At 39.0% G+C, this 18,897-nt stretch carries 16 protein-coding genes and 1 pseudogene; 11 read left to right on the top strand and 6 right to left on the bottom strand.

What is annotated here, in order from left to right; genetic code table 11:
- Nucleotides 1-315 precede the first annotated feature (315 nt).
- From AC0KTX_RS14515 to sufB, 7 genes are all read left to right on the top strand, one after another.
- Nucleotides 316-681 carry a carboxymuconolactone decarboxylase family protein gene (locus AC0KTX_RS14515; protein WP_474252833.1) on the top strand — a complete coding sequence of 122 codons (366 nt, stop codon included), beginning with the start codon at nucleotides 316-318 and terminating at the stop codon, nucleotides 679-681.
- Between the two features lie 172 nt (nucleotides 682-853).
- Nucleotides 854-1,057 carry a YuzK family famiily protein gene (locus AC0KTX_RS14510; RefSeq protein ID WP_474252832.1) on the top strand — a complete coding sequence of 68 codons (204 nt, stop codon included), beginning with the start codon at nucleotides 854-856 and terminating at the stop codon, nucleotides 1,055-1,057.
- Between the two features lie 227 nt (nucleotides 1,058-1,284).
- The gene (gene sufC / locus AC0KTX_RS14505; protein WP_474252831.1) at nucleotides 1,285-2,070 is read left to right on the top strand and encodes a Fe-S cluster assembly ATPase SufC; all 786 of its coding nucleotides are present in this window, start codon (nucleotides 1,285-1,287) and stop codon (nucleotides 2,068-2,070) included.
- A gap of 17 nt (nucleotides 2,071-2,087) precedes the next feature.
- On the top strand, nucleotides 2,088-3,398 hold the full coding sequence (gene sufD, locus AC0KTX_RS14500; protein ID WP_474252830.1) for a Fe-S cluster assembly protein SufD: 1,311 nt from the start codon (nucleotides 2,088-2,090) through the stop codon (nucleotides 3,396-3,398).
- On the top strand, nucleotides 3,398-4,621 hold the full coding sequence (locus AC0KTX_RS14495; RefSeq protein WP_474252829.1) for a cysteine desulfurase: 1,224 nt from the start codon (nucleotides 3,398-3,400) through the stop codon (nucleotides 4,619-4,621). The genes sufD and AC0KTX_RS14495 overlap by 1 nt, the downstream gene beginning before the upstream one ends.
- Nucleotides 4,608-5,045 carry a Fe-S cluster assembly sulfur transfer protein SufU gene (gene sufU, locus AC0KTX_RS14490; RefSeq protein WP_474252828.1) on the top strand — a complete coding sequence of 146 codons (438 nt, stop codon included), beginning with the start codon at nucleotides 4,608-4,610 and terminating at the stop codon, nucleotides 5,043-5,045. The genes AC0KTX_RS14495 and sufU overlap by 14 nt, the downstream gene beginning before the upstream one ends.
- A gap of 26 nt (nucleotides 5,046-5,071) precedes the next feature.
- On the top strand, nucleotides 5,072-6,469 hold the full coding sequence (gene sufB, locus AC0KTX_RS14485; protein WP_474252827.1) for a Fe-S cluster assembly protein SufB: 1,398 nt from the start codon (nucleotides 5,072-5,074) through the stop codon (nucleotides 6,467-6,469).
- 54 nt (nucleotides 6,470-6,523) lie between these two features.
- Here sufB and AC0KTX_RS14480 read toward each other — a convergent pair.
- Nucleotides 6,524-6,671, bottom strand: a pseudogene (locus AC0KTX_RS14480) (site-specific integrase); the annotation flags it as partial.
- Between the two features lie 196 nt (nucleotides 6,672-6,867).
- Between AC0KTX_RS14480 and AC0KTX_RS14475 the strand changes: the two are divergent.
- Nucleotides 6,868-7,095, top strand: coding sequence for a hypothetical protein (locus tag AC0KTX_RS14475; protein ID WP_474252834.1), 228 nt, complete (start codon nucleotides 6,868-6,870; stop codon nucleotides 7,093-7,095).
- A 903-nt stretch (nucleotides 7,096-7,998) separates the two neighbouring features.
- On the opposite strand, the gene AC0KTX_RS14470 is transcribed toward AC0KTX_RS14475, so the two are convergent.
- Nucleotides 7,999-8,706 carry a FadR/GntR family transcriptional regulator gene (locus tag AC0KTX_RS14470; RefSeq protein ID WP_474252826.1) on the bottom strand — a complete coding sequence of 236 codons (708 nt, stop codon included), beginning with the start codon at nucleotides 8,704-8,706 and terminating at the stop codon, nucleotides 7,999-8,001.
- A gap of 257 nt (nucleotides 8,707-8,963) precedes the next feature.
- On the opposite strand from AC0KTX_RS14470, the gene AC0KTX_RS14465 reads away from it, so the two are divergent.
- Nucleotides 8,964-10,286: an MFS transporter gene (locus AC0KTX_RS14465; RefSeq protein WP_474252825.1), complete on the top strand. Its 1,323-nt coding sequence runs from the start codon at nucleotides 8,964-8,966 to the stop codon at nucleotides 10,284-10,286.
- A 661-nt stretch (nucleotides 10,287-10,947) separates the two neighbouring features.
- Here AC0KTX_RS14465 and AC0KTX_RS14460 read toward each other — a convergent pair.
- The 4 genes from AC0KTX_RS14460 to AC0KTX_RS14445 all read right to left on the bottom strand — a co-directional run bounded on the left by AC0KTX_RS14460 (nucleotide 10,948) and on the right by AC0KTX_RS14445 (nucleotide 16,132).
- Nucleotides 10,948-11,406: a DUF2512 family protein gene (locus AC0KTX_RS14460; protein ID WP_474252824.1), complete on the bottom strand. Its 459-nt coding sequence runs from the start codon at nucleotides 11,404-11,406 to the stop codon at nucleotides 10,948-10,950.
- A 1,008-nt stretch (nucleotides 11,407-12,414) separates the two neighbouring features.
- The gene (locus AC0KTX_RS14455; RefSeq protein WP_474252823.1) at nucleotides 12,415-13,425 is read right to left on the bottom strand and encodes a DUF1646 family protein; all 1,011 of its coding nucleotides are present in this window, start codon (nucleotides 13,423-13,425) and stop codon (nucleotides 12,415-12,417) included.
- A gap of 283 nt (nucleotides 13,426-13,708) precedes the next feature.
- A complete protein-coding gene (brnQ, locus tag AC0KTX_RS14450) occupies nucleotides 13,709-15,076 on the bottom strand; it encodes a branched-chain amino acid transport system II carrier protein (protein WP_474252822.1) in 1,368 nt (455 codons plus the stop codon).
- Nucleotides 15,077-15,655: 579 nt separating this feature from the next.
- Nucleotides 15,656-16,132, bottom strand: coding sequence for a flavin reductase family protein (locus AC0KTX_RS14445; protein ID WP_474252821.1), 477 nt, complete (start codon nucleotides 16,130-16,132; stop codon nucleotides 15,656-15,658).
- Nucleotides 16,133-16,495: 363 nt separating this feature from the next.
- Here AC0KTX_RS14445 and AC0KTX_RS14440 point away from each other — a divergent pair, with 363 nt between their 5' ends.
- Entirely contained in the window at nucleotides 16,496-17,347 is an 852-nt protein-coding gene (locus tag AC0KTX_RS14440; RefSeq protein WP_474252820.1) for a DUF72 domain-containing protein, read from the top strand.
- A 31-nt stretch (nucleotides 17,348-17,378) separates the two neighbouring features.
- Nucleotides 17,379-18,788 (top strand): bifunctional metallophosphatase/5'-nucleotidase, encoded by a 1,410-nt coding sequence (locus AC0KTX_RS14435; RefSeq protein WP_474252819.1) that lies wholly within the window; start codon nucleotides 17,379-17,381, stop codon nucleotides 18,786-18,788.
- Nucleotides 18,789-18,897 lie beyond the last annotated feature (109 nt).

The following is an 18,897-nucleotide window of genomic DNA, read 5'->3' as shown; positions in this document are numbered from 1 at the left end:
CTTCCTTCACTTCTACTATAAAAAAATAGTAGCACAAACCTTGGCCTAGGTCTGTACTACTAATGTTAGTATGTTTTTGCTGCTGAATTGGCGATACCACATTCCGCCATCCTGCCTAACCAAAAAAGAGTGCAAAAGAACATTGTTTTTTCCATTATTACTTGAGAAAGCGTCTTAACCTAAACTAAAAATAAATCTGTTTGAGATCCATTGGCCGTACAATACCTTGCTTCTTTCGTCCGTAATGAATTTTGCATAAGATTTTTTTCAAAAAACATACTAAGAGCGATGATTACGAAACAGGAGGAAACGGAAATGCCGCAATCGTTTGAAAGAAGCACAGGTTTTGCTGAAGAAGCTTTAGCCGAATATAAAGAAGGAATCGGGACATTTACGGAAAAAATGCCGGAACTGGCTGAACCGTATCATCTATTTACAGAGGCTTGCTTTAAGGAAGGAACACTATCTACAAAAATCAAACATTTGATGGCTTTATCCATCAGCATCGTTTTGCAAGATGAATATTGCATTATTTATCATGTTGAAAGAAGTTTAAATTCTGGCGCCATTGAGGAAGAATTGTTCGAAGCGGCAGGCGTCGCAGCTGCTTTCGGAGGCGGCGCTGCCATGAGCCAAGCCGTGACATTGCTTCAAGATGCAATCCATGAATTTAGACAGTAGACATATAATGCGAATTTTTAAGGATATCAAAGCAATTTTTATCATTCATCTGACAATCCTCTCCCAACCGCGATTGCCGGGGTTCATTAGCTGTCATCCTGGATGGTGCTATTTGCATGATTCAATGAATGGCTGTTAACATAAAACATATAAAAATTGAGGAAAGGATTGGATGACGATTTATTTAACAGATGAAATGATACACTTGAAATTTACGGCTGAAATGGATAAATCATTTCACCAAGCCCACGGTATCGGATACAACGAGTATTGCCGAAAACATAAAAAACGGATGGAGGTTGAAAAGAATCGGGAAAAAGATTATCAAAAAACGCAAATTTTCCTTGCAAAATTAAAAGGGAGAGCATTTTGGTAAAAAGAGGCCGGTCGTTGCAAGACCGGCTTTTTCTTCTTCATCGTACATACATGGGGTCTCCTTGAATGATAATAAGACGTATGAATGTTAAAAAAAATTTGATATGATGGATATTGTTGCAGGAACATCAAAAGGTTGTTTTTAAATTTAATTTGTTATAAAATTAGAATGAGAATAAAATGAGAATGAGATGAAATGTGGATCATAGATTAATGGAGGTATAGTATATGGCAGGTTCTACATTAACGATTAAAGACTTACATGTTTCCGTTGAAGGAAAAGAAATTTTAAAAGGTGTTAACCTTGAAGTAAAAGGCGGAGAAATCCATGCGATCATGGGTCCGAATGGTACAGGAAAATCTACGCTTTCCTCAGCGATTATGGGACATCCGAAATATGAAGTAACTCAAGGTTCCATCACCCTTGATGGACAAGATGTTCTGGAAATGGAAGTGGATGAACGCGCACGTGCTGGTTTGTTCCTTGCAATGCAATATCCAAGCGAGATCAGCGGTGTGACAAATGCTGATTTCTTGCGTTCTGCTATTAATGCCCGCCGCGGTGAAGGAAATGAAATTTCTTTAATGAAATTCATCCGCCAAATGGATGAAAAAATGGAATTTCTTGAAATGGATCAAGGAATGGCTCAACGTTATTTAAATGAAGGATTTTCCGGCGGTGAGAAAAAACGGAACGAAATTCTTCAACTAATGATGCTCGAACCAAAAATTGCGATTTTAGACGAAATCGATTCAGGTTTGGATATTGATGCATTGAAAGTAGTATCCAAAGGCATCAATAAAATGCGCAGCCCTGAGTTTGGCTGTTTGATTATCACTCACTATCAACGGTTGTTGAACTACATTACGCCGGATTACGTTCATGTTATGATGCAGGGCAAAATTGTGAAATCCGGAGGTGCAGAATTAGCTCAACGTCTTGAAGCGGAAGGATACGATTGGATTAAAAAAGAATTGGGAATTGAAGATGAAACAGTAGGGCAAGAAGCGTAAGCGTTAGGAGGATCGACATGACTGTGGAGACAAAATTACCTTTTAATCAGAAATATGTTGAAGAATACTCCAAACAGTTAGGAGAACCGGACTGGCTGAAAGATCTTCGCTTGCACGCTCTTGCGAAAGCTGAAGAACTGCCATTGCCAAAGCCGGATAAAACAAAAATCGATAACTGGAATTTTACACAATTCGCCAACCATACAGTTGTCAATCATTCTCTTTCTTCTCTTGAAGAATTGCCGCAAGAAGTGAAAACGCTGATTGATTTATCGGAAGAGCAAAAAAATTTATATGTACAGCGCGATAACACTCCGGCATTTCTTTCACTGTCGAAAGAGCTGATGGAAAAAGGAGTAATTTTTACTGATATTTTTACAGCGGCAAAAGAACATAGCGATTTGCTGCAAAAATATTTGATGAAAGACGGTGTCAAAATCGATGAGCACCGGTTAACTGCATTGCATGCAGCTTATTTGAACGGAGGCGTGTTTTTATACATTCCGAAAAACGTTGTAGTGGAAAAACCGATTCAGGCGGTTTTTGTCCACGAAAATCCGAATTTGAACTTGTTTAACCATGTCCTTGTTGTCGCAGATGACAATAGTTCTGTCACATATGTTGAAAACTACATTTCGACAACGACAACAGAAGGCGGCATATTTAATTTAATTACAGAAGTAATCGCCAATACAAATGCTGAAGTATCTTATGGCGCTGTTGACAACTTGTCGGAAAATATTACAACGTATGTAAACCGCCGCGGCGTAGCAGGACGGGACGCAAAAATTTTATGGGCGCTTGGTTTGATGAACGACGGTAATACCATTTCCGAAAATACAACAAATCTTATCGGAGATGGAGCGCTTGGCGACACGAAAACTGTTGTTGTCGCCCGCGGCAGCCAAATTCAAAACTTTACAACGAAAGTGGTTCATTTTGGCAAACATACAGAAGGATATATACTGCAGCACGGCGTTATGAAAGACAGTGCTACATCAGTCTTTAACGGCATCGGCAAAATTGAACATGGTGCATCAAAATCTGATGCCGAGCAAGAGTCGCGTGTGTTAATGTTGAGTGAGAAAGCTCGTGGAGACGCCAACCCTATTTTATTAATTGATGAAGATGATGTAATGGCAGGACACGCTGCTTCCGTTGGCCGTGTTGATCCCATTCAGCTTTACTATTTGATGAGCAGAGGCATTTCCAGAACGGAAGCCGAACGTTTAATTATTCGCGGCTTCTTGGATCCAGTTGTTAAGCAAATGCCGATTGAAGGGGTTAAAAATCAATTATCTGAGGTTATCGAAAGGAAAGTTCGCTAATGGATGTAAAGGAAATCCGTAAACAGTTCCCAATCCTCAGCCAAAAAGTCAATGGACGTGATTTAGTTTATTTAGACAATGCGGCAACGTCGCAAAAACCGCATGCGGTCATAGATGCCGTGGCAAACTATTACCGCGAGTACAATTCAAATGTACATCGCGGTGTCCATACACTTGGGACAAAAGCTACAGATGCCTATGAAGGAGCCCGCGAGAGAGTGCGGAAATTCATCAATGCAAAATCGACGCAAGAAATCATTTTCACACGCGGAACGACAAACGGTTTGAACATGGTAGCCCAAAGCTACGGACGGACAAATCTAAGCGAAGGTGATGAAATTGTCATCACCTACATGGAGCATCACGCTAATTTGATTCCGTGGCAGCAAGTCGCAAAAGAAACTGGCGCTCAATTGAAATATATACCGCTGCAGGAAGATGGAACGGTTTTGTTGGAAGATGTTGAAAAAAACGTGACCAGTCATACAAAGATTGTTTCGATTGCCCTTGTATCCAATGTGCTGGGAACGATTAATCCAGTGAAGGAAATCGCTGAAATTGCACATAAAAATGGGGCTGTTTTAGTCGTTGATGCTGCCCAAGGAGCCCCGCATATGAAAATCGATGTTCAAGACTTAAATTGTGATTTCCTTGCCTTTTCCGGCCATAAAATGTGCGCCCCGACAGGAATTGGAGTTTTGTACGGAAAGAAAAACCTTCTTGAGGACATGGAGCCTGTCGAAACCGGCGGTGAAATGATTGATTTTGTCGGCTTATATGAATCGACGTGGAAAGAGCTCCCTTGGAAATTTGAAGCCGGAACGCCGATTATTGCCGGGGCAATTGGATTAGCGGCAGCAATCGACTTTTTGGAAGAGATAGGACTTGACGAGATTTTTCAACATGAGCATAAATTGGCTCAGTATGCATTGGAACAATGCGCTTCCATTGAAGGAATGACCATTTACGGACCGAAGGAGCGCGCGGGATTGATTACGTTCAACCTTGAAAATATTCATCCGCACGATGTTGCGACGGTATTGGATGCTGAAGGGGTTGCCATTCGCGCTGGACACCACTGCGCTCAGCCATTGATGAAATACTTGAATGTTACTGCTACTGCACGGGCAAGTTTTTACTTGTATAATACTGAAGAAGAGATTGATCAATTCATTCGTGCAATCCATAAAACAAAGGAGTATTTTGCTGATGTCATTTCATAATCTTGACACATTGTATCGTCAAGTCATCATGGATCATTACAAGAATCCGAGAAATAAAGGTGTGCTTGAAAACAGTGTCACAGTGGATTTGAACAATCCGACTTGTGGTGATCGGATTCATTTAACAATGAAGATTGAGGATGGAAAAGTGATTGATGCAAAATTTGAAGGCGAAGGCTGCTCGATATCGATGTCTTCCGCTTCGATGATGACGGAAGCAATTAAAGGCCAGACAGTTGAAAAGGCATTGAAGCTTTCCAAAATTTTTTCCAACATGATGCAGGGAAAAGAGTACGATGATAAAGAGATCGACTTAGGGGATATTGAAGCATTGCAGGGCGTCTCCAAATTTCCTGCCCGCATTAAATGTGCCACTTTGGCTTGGAAAGCAATGGAAAAAGGTGTTCAGTCTAAGGAAAATTAATCTATCAAAAGATTGGAGTGAAAAGAATGGCAAAAAAAATGCCTGAGATTGGCGATTACAAATACGGCTTTGTCGATAAAGACGTGTCTGTCTATCGGGCAGAACGTGGATTGACAAGGGAGATTGTGGAAAAAATCTCGAAAATGAAAAATGAGCCTGAATGGATGCTGAAATTCCGCCTGAAGGCTTTAGAACATTTTTACAATATTCCAATGCCTCAATGGGGCGGAGATTTATCTGCTTTAAATTTTGATGAGATTACTTACTATGTAAAACCTTCCGAGCATTCAGGACGTTCTTGGGATGAAGTTCCGGAAGAAATTAAAAGAACATTTGATAAACTTGGCATTCCGGAAGCTGAACAAAAATATTTGGCGGGTGTTTCCGCTCAGTACGAATCAGAAGTTGTTTATCACAACATGAAAGAAGATCTCGAAAAAATGGGGATCATCTTTAAAGATACTGACAGTGCGTTAAAAGAAAACGAAGACATTTTCCGCAAATATTGGGCAACAGTTGTCCCTCCGACTGATAACAAATTTGCGGCATTGAATTCAGCTGTTTGGTCCGGCGGTTCATTTATCTATGTTCCGCCTGGCGTAAAAGTAGATACACCTTTGCAAGCTTATTTCCGCATTAACTCTGAAAACATGGGACAATTTGAACGGACGTTAATCATTGTCGATGAAGGCGCCCACGTTCATTATGTTGAAGGATGTACAGCGCCTGTCTATACGACGAATTCGCTTCACAGCGCCGTTGTTGAAATCATTGTGAAAAAAGGCGCTTATTGCCGCTATACGACGATCCAAAACTGGGCAAATAACGTATATAACTTGGTGACTAAACGGGCCGTATGTGAAGAGAATGCGACAATGGAATGGATTGACGGAAATATCGGCTCCAAACTTACCATGAAGTACCCTGCCGTTATTTTAAAAGGGGAAGGCGCCCGCGGCATGACGCTTTCGATTGCGCTTGCCGGCAAAGGCCAACATCAAGATGCAGGAGCGAAAATGCTTCATTTAGCGCCGAATACTTCGTCTACGATCGTTTCTAAATCCATTTCCAAACAAGGCGGGAAAGTAACGTATCGGGGAATTGTCCATTTTGGCCGGAAAGCGGACGGCGCCCGCGCCAACATTGAATGCGATACATTAATCATGGATAACCAATCAACATCCGACACGATTCCATACAATGAAATTTTAAATGACAACATTTCATTGGAGCATGAAGCAAAAGTGTCGAAAGTATCAGAAGAACAGCTGTTTTATCTCATGAGCCGCGGCATTTCTGAAGAAGAAGCAACCGAAATGATCGTTATGGGCTTCATTGAACCATTCACAAAAGAACTGCCGATGGAATATGCTGTGGAAATGAACCGTCTCATTAAATTTGAAATGGAAGGCAGTATTGGATAACGTTGATATATCAACGTTGCAGCTATAAAAAATAGAGGAACACCTACAAAAATTTTATATTTTTATTTTTGCATACCGCTGATACAATTCCAGTGCATCATCTTCAATCTTTTTCGTGATGTGCAGATATGTGTCAGCGGTTGTTTTTATGCCACGCATGTCCAAGACAGTTAGAAACATCTTTAAGATTCGCTTTGGCTTCTTAAAAAATGGACGACAGCACGGGTAACAATGTTTACTTTTAACGAAAAACACACGAGTCATATTTTTGAGATGCTTAAGGACATTATTTGCCCGATACTCATCGAAACGTTAACGAACGAAACGAATCAAATTATGGAACAAATAGCAGATATTGTTTTCCTTCCACGACTAGACGATAGCGAAGTACAAAAACGATTCAATATGCCAAACGAAATCGGGATGAAACCATTTCTCAACTACATGCATTTGATATAGCGCAAACAAAAGCTCTGTCTCCTAAAACAGAACAAATAAACTATATGAATTTATGGATAAAGGATGTCGAAGGCTTATTCCGTGATGGTCTTACAGATGTTCATTTACATTCTGAACGGTGGTCTGCCAAAACGTTGAACAACTGCAAAAAGAACAAAAAGTGTTAAGAAAAGAATATCGTCCGTATGATACAGAATAAAACCTTTTCAAGTCAAGGGGTTTTTCTTTTTTAAACATTAAAGTCAAGAATTACTTTAGTTTTAGAGATCTATGGAAACTAAGAACCACAAGATTTAGTCATCCATTTTACTCTGCGAAAGTTGAGACATAATTAAAAGGAGGTATAAAATTATTATTTTGGGATTAATTTTCTAACTCATGAATCCAAAGATGATATTTTCTGCGGTATTTTTGCTTATTGCAGCTTATCGTACTAAGTTCTACACTTCAAGTTTCGAAAAACCCTTATCTGGACTACCAATTTATTTTTTAGGATCTATAAAATAATCAAGAAGTGCTGAAGTAACGATGAGTGTGTTTGCAAAAAGGCTCAAAAATGGTCGTAGCTGGGTGGAAAATGGCTTAAGTGCCATGTTCATCGGATTGATTGCCTATTTGGATCACTTGGCTATAAAACCTGTTGGACGAAAACAAGGAAGTAAAGAATCGTCCGAACCATTATGTTGAAAAGGTGACAAGCACAGTGGGAGAAGCCGCAAGAGACAATTTCCTATACCTTAAAAGGCAAGGCAAATACACCAATATACAAAGCCTTAAAAGCACTGACTGGTTGAAAAAAGAAGATTTTTTTACCAAGAGAGTACCTTGAAAAAGTGAATTCGCTTTTAAAAAAGTTGCCTACAAATACTTGACTCAAACTTTCTTTATGGACAGTTTGACATTTTGGCTAATTCCTCTGTGCTTTTTGTTTATGTTATGCCGAAAGAGCTATCAAAAGCATGGCTGAGATGGCCGTTTTCGTCTGTCAGCAATCTGCCGTTTCAACAATCCGTATTATTCTTCTATCTGCCTTTGATGGATCGTTTGGAAATGATTCACGCTCTTTTTAATTAAATAGAATAATCCTTTAATAATAAACTTAGTTTCTTTTCAGCATTTCTCAGGTGGATGAAGCTGTGGATTTTTGCCAACTCCGGTTCTTCTTTTTCAATTGCAATTAGGATATTTTCATGTTCTGAAAAAACGGCTTTTCTTTTTCTTTCTAATTTGAGATTAGGCCGTAGAGTTACGTCTAACACTCTTTCGTAGGTAGATCTCAAATTATCGAGTACTTGAATCATAAAAGGGTTGTGAGAAGCAACGATAATAGAACGGTGAAACTCAATATCTGCTTCCATGGCGCTTTTTCCTTTTTCCACTGATTCCGATTTCAGTTTTTCTAAAAAATATTTCATCTGTTCGAGCTCCTCAGATGTTCTTCTCAATGCAGCCAAACTAGCTGCTTCAGGCTCAAGCACTTTTCTTATTTCAAATAAATGTTTTATGCTGGCAACATCATCGCTTTCTACCTTTATTCTCTGCAAGTAGACGCCGCTAGGAAATTCTTCAACATAATTTCCCCCTCCTTGACGGGAATGAACAAGACCAGCCGCCTTCAGCATGCTTAAAGCTTCCCGAATCGGGGATCTGCTGACGCCAAATTGTTGTGCTAATTCATTCTCCGTCGGCAGTCTGGAGCCGGGAGGATATGTTCCATTCTCAATCATCTCCATCAATGCATTGGAAATGGATTGGGATACTTTTTCTTTCTTGGACATCGAATCACTCCTGAAAAAAATTTGTATGTCAAATAGTAAACGATTTTTTGTTTTTGTATAACAAATTAAAAGGTGGAATTTATTATTTTGGGAAAATTTAGTATAGACAAACTTTTATTTAATACTTATAATAAACAAAAAAAGCATTTAATTCAATAAAAAATGTTGGAATTTGTATTACAAATTTGTAATATGAATTTTAACATGAATTAAATGTAAACGCTTAAATTATACAAAGAGGAAAGGGAGGAATGACAATGAGCAAGATGGAAACGTCGGTGGAAAAAAGAACAATTCGAAAAGTAACAAGGAGGATTATTCCATTTGTATTTATCCTTTATATTATTTCGTATTTGGATCGAGCTAACATCGGATATGCCGCTTTGGAGATGAATGAAGCCCTTGGTCTGACGAGCCAGGTTTTCGGTTTGGCAACGGGTATATTTTTTATCGGCTATTTTCTTTTTGAAGTACCAAGTAATATTTTGATGGAGAAGTTTGGCGCCCGTGTCTGGATAGCGCGAATCCTCATTACATGGGGAATTATATCGATGGCAACTGGGTTTGCACAGGAAGCAAGTCATCTTTATATTATTAGATTTTTGCTCGGTGTTGCAGAAGCTGGCTTTTTCCCGGGAATTGTTTTGTACTTAACATATTGGTTTAGGGCAAAAGATCACGCAAAAACTATTGCCATGTTAATGAGTGCGATTCCCGTATCTTATATTATTGGGGCTCCACTTTCGACATGGATTATGGACAACATTCACTGGTTCAATATTGAAGGCTGGCGTTGGATGTTTTTGTTAGAAGGTGCTCCGGCTCTGATTTTTGGGATAGTGACCCTATTTTATTTAGCAGATAAACCAGAGGATGCAAAATGGCTCACAGATGAAGAAAAGAATTGGTTGACTGCTGAATTGGAAAAGGAAAGAGTAAAAGAAGCAGATGACAAAAAGGGGGTTGCAAAGCATAGCGGACATATAGAAGCTCTCCGTGATGCAAAAGTATGGTACTTTGCCGTTATTTATTTTGTCTATATTGCCGGTACACTAGGAGTCAGTTACTGGATGCCGCAAATCATTGACGGAATGTCAGACTCCTTATCCAATACACAAATTGGCTTAATTGCTACCATCCCTTATATTGTTGCTACTGTTGCCATGAACTGGTGGTCAGCTCGATCTGACCGCAAAGGAGAAAGATGGCTTCATGCTGCCCTGCCGCTCTTGTTAGGGGCAATAACTTTGATAGGCGCTGGAGTAACACTCCAACCTGTATTGGGCATGTTATTCATCACTTTATCACTTACAGGCATGTATTGTTATAAGGGTCCTTTTTGGGCGCTGCCTACAACAATGCTTAACCCGGCAAAAGCAGCTGTTGGGATAGCTGTGGTAAATTCCATTGGCAATCTTGGCGGTTTTATCGGCCCATATGCAGTAGGGGCATTGAAAGATTGGACTGGAGGAACAAGCGCCGGGTTGTATTTCTTAAGCGGCCTGCTTGTATTGGCTTTCTTTATGTTGCTCGTCAAACGGGAAAAACCTAGAGCTGACATCCAAAAACAAGCTGTATAAGTGATTGTCTGGCAATGCCCGAAGTTTGTTTAAGTCTGGGGAAAAGGACAAGGGAGAAGATTCCTTGTCCTGCCCGTATAGTAGCAATTTGAAAAGTGGACAGCGAAATCTCTGCAGACGTTTCCCCTTTTTAGAATGGACTCCAGTCAGCGAGCAAAACAATAAACCATCTGCTATGAGGTGCGCAACAAAGGGCTGTATCAAAAAAACGCACTTTCCACTAAAAGAAAGTGAGTAAATTGGCAATAGTTTGGCACACAAAAAAAGTGGAGAAACACTCCAAAAGCATAGCCCTAAATTGTTAAACGAGTGCAGAACATGATATCATTAGCAAACGCCAGCGGGGAGCCGATGAAGTCAGCCTACAGTTTTGCAGAATTGGAGAAAACACTAGAAAATGCTGGCATGCTAATTTATGAGCAACTAACATCTGAGGAATCGAAATGAAGTATTTCCAAAATCGAGATGATGTGCTGCATGCTTTTGAACATAAAACTATACTTTGGCAGTGGTGCAATAAAAAGCGGAGGATTTTTATCAACCGCTTTTTTTCATCGCTTATTTCATTAGCGGAGAGCTTCGGTTAACACCGCTTTTGGTTCGGCATTTTCAGAAATTTACTTGTTTGTCCCGTTGTGCGGCTTATTTCTGAAAAGGGAATTTACTTTTCTTTCTCCTTTTTTCTGTCGGGACGGATCGCTATTTCTTTTGAAAACTCCGGCTGGAATCGGTTTGCATCGATTGTAAATTCCCTGTTTTCCTGTTTGTTCGTTTTAGCTAGTATATTTTCTTCCATAAAAACATGGAAAAAAGCTTCACAAAATGAAATAAATGTTGCAGCGAAAACAGAGGCCATAAGAACGTAAAAATTAGCCCCGACCAAATTGAAACAAAGAAACGAAATTGTTGCCGTAAAAAGGACAAAGTCAGCTATTGTGGCAATAGCATTTCCGGAGGCAGGCAGTATAAACAAGTCACCGATCATATATGAGACACCGGTGACCAGAACTGTAATGAAAAATATTTTGCCAATATTTAATGCACTAAAAATCGGCAATATAGAAAAAAGAACAATGGAGGCCAGTCCTAGTTTTATTGAGACAGCAATAAAATGTTTCATCCCTTAAACATCCTTTCTGCAGAAAACCTTTCATGTTTATTATTTACATGTTTCAGTGAAAATATTTGATCGGAAAACATTATTGCGAAAGTTTTGTAAGAAATTCTTTTGCAGAGAGAATGGTGCTTTAGCTTAGAGCTGAACACTTTTTTAGAATATTTTTCTGTTAGCAGAAGAGCAAAAATGTGTCTATTATCTTTAGGAAGGCGTTCATCTTTATGAAAGGCATCGCAAAATGTCATTCTATCTTTACAACGGAGAACCAATAAATTCCTAAAAATTTATTTTTAGATAATAAAGGAATATTTTTTTATATATTAAAAATTTGATTTTTCTGGAATAAAGGAAATTGAAGAAAATCATTTGTTTGGTCTTTTTATTATTTTCGGTGCTATGGGAGGAGACCGCGTTATTTCCATTGCCATTAGTATTATCGGAAGATTGCACTTGAGGTGCGGTTGTTGGTCAGAATGTGGCTGAATCCAGCAAAAGAGCGCTGCTTTGAAATTCTCAGAGGAGGAGATGCTGAAGCAAAAAAATTAAAAAAATAGACAAAGCGGAAGCAGAGAAATGTATGGAATTGCCAATTTCCTATGGCAAAGAGGAAATCGCAATAGGAAAGGAAAAGGCGCTGAAGCAGAATGGATAAAGGAAGGAGGAGCCATTGAATGCATTATGAAAGGGACCTATATTGAATAAGAAGGAAATGGAAAACATCATGAAAAACATATAAAAAACTACTTTTATGCGATTTTCCTGCAAAACGGTGTGTTTCCCTTTCGAATCATCTTCCAACTATTTTCACATTATGATAAAACAGCGGCCAGGGGGATTCATTGAATGCCCCGCAACCCATTAAGTCTCTTTTTCCCTGGCCTGCTTTCCTGAAAAACACTTATTCGTCCTATCATTATTTTATAATTTTCTTAGCATAGATATAATGAACAAAGTGTTTAACTTTCGTTTCCTCCAATATATAAAACAGCATTGTTTAGTATGCCTAACCGCCTAAATTACAAAGAGGACAACAAAATATATGACCATTGTAATCAATCCGATTGGAACTCCAAATTGGGCCCATTCTTTACTTGTAATGCTAAGTTTGTTTGCTGAAATAATATTCGGAATATTTCCCGGAATCAGCATTCCACCGCTTATAAGAAGACCAAGCAAAATGGCTTGAATCATATCAGGAGTCATGGATGGACTTATTTCAGCAGAAGCAAGTGTCGCATTATCCAAAACAGCCGAAATCATATTAATCCAATACAAAAGCATTGGATTGAGGCCGAGAATGTATTCATTAATGAGGGGCTCAAATCCATGACCAAGAAATGTTAAGCCCATAACAAATAAATAGATTTTGACGGATCGAATCAGAATTTCCTTATAGCTTTCAGAAGTATTTGCTGCTGCCAAACTATCGGCATCTTCATGAGGCTGAACCAAAAACATTGTGAGCAATCCAAAAATAATAACAGCCGGGATGACTTCTGGACCGATTAAATTCAGCAAATAGAAGGCATCTTCATTCAGTTTGCTGATCGTAATGGTTGAAAGCGGCTCGCCAATAGGAGTTAACGCAGCTCCAAGGCCAATTGAGAAACAAGCTAAAACGGTAAAGCGAATTTCTGACTTGCGGTCGAGCGGCAGAACGTTAACAATGATCACAAGCACGATGGCGGCAATAATCGCCGTGATAATACTTGAGGCCAGCCCGAGAATGATGACAGTTAAGGCTAGGAAAATCCGCAGCGACAATATTCTGCTCATGGCTAGGATTGATTTTTCCAGCGGACCTTGTGCCCATTTACAGACTAACCCGGCAATCAAAACTGCCAATGTAATTTGAATCGGGTCAACCAAAGCTTTTTCGATTAAATGGAGATTCATCATACCGCTAATCAAAGCAGCTGCTACCCCCATTATAAATAAAAAAACCTCCAGATTCTGTTCTACCTTTTTTACAAGAAAAGGTAAAAACAAAACGAGAATTAAAATAATGACTAATCCGATCATTTTATCAAATTCCCCTTTTTTTCACTTTTCTGACATTGTATCAAATGTTGAGCTTGCAAATACCATTAAACAGACAAAAAATTAACTTCATTATAATTTAATTATAAAAAACATCAACTCAAAAACAACTAAAATTTTGAATTCATAATCATCGTCAAACGGCCGGATCATCAAATGCCATTCATACCAGCTGTTTAACGATCGGGTCAAAAAAAGGAACCTTCTAAAACGAAAGTTCCAATGATGAATAACTCGCCAAAACGGAAATGATCTTTTCTATCTATTAAATATTTTTACCGTCCAACGATTTTGATTGCATTTGCACCCTTGCCACAATACCAGTAATAGCGATGACGATAATAGACGGAAATAACCAACCAAGCCCCTGATTATAGAATGGCAATATTTGTTTATAGAACGAAATAATTGGCACCATCCAACTGAAATAATCAACACCAAGTGAATTGCATAATGATTTCAAACCATCAAAAATACTGATTAAAAATGTAACACCGATCGTTGAAACATATACAATGCGAGCATGATAGAAGAGCGGCGACAAAAAAGTTAAAAGCATCAAAACAATCGCAAGCGGATAGAGGAACATTAAAACAGGAATAGAATAGGTAATAATGTTCTCCAATCCAAAATTTGCAATGACAAAAGTAAGCAATGTAAAGAAGACGACTAACGTTTTATAGCTGATTTTCGGAAACAATTTATGAAAATATTCGGCATTTGCTGTTACTAATCCGATGGCAGTTGTTAAACAGGCAAGAATGATGATCAAAGCCAGCATGATAGAACCGATTGTACCAAAATAGTGAGTAGCTGCGCTGCTGAGAACTGGCCCTCCAGTTTCAAAAATGCCGAATTTTTCCGTACTCGTTGCCCCCATATAAGCCACTCCGATATAAATCAATGCAAGCAGTGAAATGGCAACAGCTCCGGATTTTGCTGTTGATTGAAGAATTTCCTTTTTTGATGTTACACCCATATCGCGAACAGCATTGATCACAATAATACCAAATACAAGCGATGCAATGGCATCCATTGTGTTGTAACCGTCTAAAAAGCCTTGAGTAAATGCTTTCGCCTTATATGCTCCTTGAGCTGAACCAATTTCTCCCATAGGATTCACAAATACCATAAATAAAAGGATGGCAAGAAGAATGACGATTCCAGGCGCCAAAATTTTCCCAACATTGTCGACAATTTTAGCCGGAAATAAAGAAAACCAAAGAGTCGCCCCAAAAAACAACAGTGTAAAAATAATCAATCCAACTTGATGAAATTCTTGAGCAACAAATGGGACAATACCAATTTCATACGCAGCAGTCCCAGTCCGTGGTGCTGCAAAAAAAGGCCCGATTGTTAAATAAAGCAGTGATGTGAAAAAAACGGCATAGGCTGGATGGACTCTGCTTGAAAGCTCCTGTAAATCACTACTTCCAGAGAAACTCATCGCCAAAATACCGAGAAATGGCAATCCTACTCCGGTAATGATAAATCCGATCACAGCAGGCCAAAGATTTTCTCCGGCATTTTGCCCAAGCTGCGCTGGAAAAATTAGATTTCCTGCCCCGAAAAATAGGGCAAACAACATGATCCCGATTACGGCATATGAAGAAAATGATAGCTTTTGTTTCATATTCGCCCCCACCATTAAACAAATTTTTGGAATATTTTATTAAAATAATTTAAATGTTTCGTACAATAGTTTTTATAATACTATCTTTTTTCTAAAATTTCAATGGATAGATCATTAACGTTTTGCAAAATAATACAAATTTTGCGAAAATAATAGGATTGAAAAATATTGTCGCATAAACGGAAATGAATCGCCTTTTACATAAGTGAAAGAAGGCGTACTACAAACTATCGTGTTGATCCATAACATATGATGATGTTGAAAAGGAATTTGTTTGATTAAGAAACAAGGGGCCGGGGGCTTGTCTATTCTATACAGTTGTACAGCGGCTGATTCAAGCAGCGAAGAAGGAGAATAAGAGCAGCTCAGAAAGACCTTTTCAAAAGAAGACAAACCACTACTTTCACGTCGGGATCATTTCCTGAAGCAGGTGGACGAATTCCACCAGCTTCAGGAAGTTGTTAGCCATGGCATTTTACCTTTTTAAAGAATTCTTTTTCATCCCCGCAGGCAAAATAACTTTGTACAGGAAGTGATGTTAAAGTTTTTTTGCGAAATGAAGCCTTTTTAATAAGAAAGTCACCCTCCGTAATAAAAGCCGGTTTCTTTCAAAGTGAGCGGGTCACCTTCCCGGTGCACACCAGCATTGATTACTTCACCAACGTAAATATAGTGATCTCCTTTTTCCACCTTTTCGACAACTTTACACTCAAAAAAGCTTAGCGCATCCTTAAAAATCGGACAGCCGGTTTCTTCCGTATAAAATTCGTACCCTGCCAACTTGTTTCCTTCCGGTTCAAGAGAGCGGAAAAAGGCCGTAATCATTTCTTTCTGGCCAGTCTCCAAAATATTGACGCTAAAAACGCCGCTTTTTGCAATTTGTTCTTGGGAACGTGTACCTGCTTTTACCGCAACCGCTACCAATGGCGGTTCAAAAGAAGTTTGTGTCAACCAGTTTCCAGCAAACCCATTCACAACGTTTTCGTCTTTCGTTCCAACAATGTACAACCCATATGTAATTCCACGTAAAGCCGTCTTTTTCGCCTTAGCATCCATACGGATCATCTCCTTTCTTTAAAAACAATAGTGGTATGTTTTAGTATTTTTTTATCATCATTTTAGGCAAAGGATCATAATATGTCCAGTTTTTAGGTTGCAGCATATGTTTCGTGTGTCTTCGATAAATTTTTATAAATTCTCGATGTCTTGCCATATTGAAGAGACTTATCCTCACAGTTTTCCATACCGCCAAAAGCGATCCGTTCCGCCCAAGGTAGAAAATTTTTCAATCAACCACTATTAAATCGGCAGCTGTCTTTTATATTAATTTATTGCAAAATATGTGTTTTCATCGTGAATCTTTTCGCTAGCTGTATTATCATGGGGATAGGAAAGATTCATAATAGATAGGAGCAAGAAATGATCTACATAGGTTTAACAGGTTGGGGAGATCATGACTCTCTCTATCCATCCGGGACATCTGCGAATGATAAATTACAAATATATGCAGGACATTTTCCTGCCGTTGAAGTGGATTCCACTTTTTATTCAATACAGCCTGAGAAAAACATTCGAAAATGGGTGAACGAGACGCCTGAGCGTTTTCAATTTATTGTAAAGGCTTATAAAGGAATGACCGGGCACGAATCCGGATTAGGGTCTTTCGGAAGTCGTTCAGAAATGTTTGCTGCTTTTGAAAACATGATTCAACCGTTTAAAGAGGCGAATAAATTGGCGATGGTTCTTTTTCAGTTTCCGCCATGGTTTGATTGTAAAAAAGAGCATGTTGATTATTTACGGTGGTGCAAAGAGCAAATGAAAAATGTGCCATGTGCTCTGGAATTCCGCCACCGTTCATGGTTTTCTCCGCAATATTATGAAAAAACGCTGCAATTCATGGAGAAGGAAGGCTGGATTCACAGTATTTGTGATGAACCTCAAGCCGGGGAAGGCTCTGTTCCGACCGTACTAAAGTGTACTAACAACGAAAAAACTTTAGTGCGCTTCCATGGCCGAAACGTTCATGGCTGGCTGAGGCCGAAAGAAGGAAATTGGCGGGAGGTTCGTTACTTATACCGCTACAATGAGCGGGAATTGAAGGATTGGATCCAGAACATTGATTTATTAAAGCAACAAACAAAAGATCTGTTTCTTGTCTTTAACAATAATTCCGGCGGGGATGCGGCGGATAATGGAAAACAGCTCATGAAAATGCTTGGCATTGAATATCGTGATTTAGCGCCAAGACAGCTCGATTTATTTGATTTTTGAAAATGGGATTCATCCGAAGGAGAGAGAGAAGTTGCTGGAAACGCTTCATATCTATCATACAAATGATTTGCACAGTCATTTTGAAAACTGGCCAAAAATCGCACAATTTTTGAATATGAGAAAAACATTGCATCAGAAGCATGAGGAAACGGTGCTGTTGTTTGATATTGGCGATCATATTGATCGTTTTCATCCAATCACGGAAGCAAGTGAAGGAAAAGCCAATGTCGAACTGCTAAACCAATTTCCTTATGATGCGATAACAATTGGCAATAATGAAGGGATCACACTTCCTTTTGCTTCATTAGACGAACTTTATGAACATGCCAAGTTCCCTGTCGTCGTTTCCAATTTATTTTATCAGGACGGTACAAGACCGAAATGGGCAAAACCTTATCGTATCATTCAGTTGAAAAGCGGAGTTCGGCTCGGGATATTGGGTGTCACCGTATACTTTGAACAATTTTATCGTCAACTAGGTTGGATGGTGAAAGAGCCATTCGCCAATCTAAAGGAAATCCTTCAAGAAATCAACGGTCGGGCAGATATCCTCATCTTGTTGTCACATTTAGGGATTACAGATGATGAGTGGATTGCAGAACAATTTCCGGAAATTGATGTAATATTGGGCGGGCACACACATCATGTTTTAAATAAAGGAAAAGTTGTTAAAAATACACTTTTAGCTGGAGCCGGAAAATACGGGCAGTGGGTCGGCCATATTGAACTTTTGCTGAATACTTCAAAAAGAAAGTTGGTTGAAAAAAAAGCGGAACTTGTGAATGTCGAGAAAATGGAGGAATACGATTTTCCGACGTTGAAATGGCTGGAAGAACTACAACGGACAAGCGTTCAAATATTGAATGAACCGCTCGTTGAATTAAAAGAGGAATTAACGGTTGATTGGTTCGCCGATTCACCGTTCACAAAAATGTTGGCGTCCGCTCTGAAAGAGTGGTGTCAAGCGGAAATTTCCATGGTGAATGCCGGTGTTTTGCTGGAATCACTTCCGAAAGGCATTGTCACGAGAGGAGATTTGCATCGAATTTGTCCGCATCCGATTAATCCTTGTAAAATCAATGTTCCGGGAGATCAATTGAAAGAGATCATCTTGCAAGCGCGTACTGAAGAGATGGAACAAATGAAATTAAAAGGATTAGGTTTTCGGGGAAAGATTATGGGACGCATGATTTTTGACGGTGTTGAAACAGAAATGGAAATGTTGGAAGATGGGAAAAAACATGTCAAACAGATATATGTCAATGGGGAGCCAATTGATATCAATCGGACTTATATTGTTGCAACCATTGATATGTTTACATTAGGCCCTTTGTACCCGCAATTGGGACGTATAAAAGAAAAAATTTATTTTATGCCTGAAATGCTTCGTGATGTGCTGGCATGGAAATTAAAAAAACATTTCAGTAAAAAACCGTCATGAACATATCCCTTTTTTTATTTATAATGAAAATGTCACTAGCATTGCAGTAATTAAATCTGATGATTCAAAATACTAAGAATGTTCAATTTTTTATTGATTTCGAAACAAA

This window comes from Aeribacillus sp. JST-2, from assembly GCF_056032925.1.
Note: the sequence above shows the minus strand (reverse complement) of the source record. Positions and strands in the feature narration are given on the sequence as shown.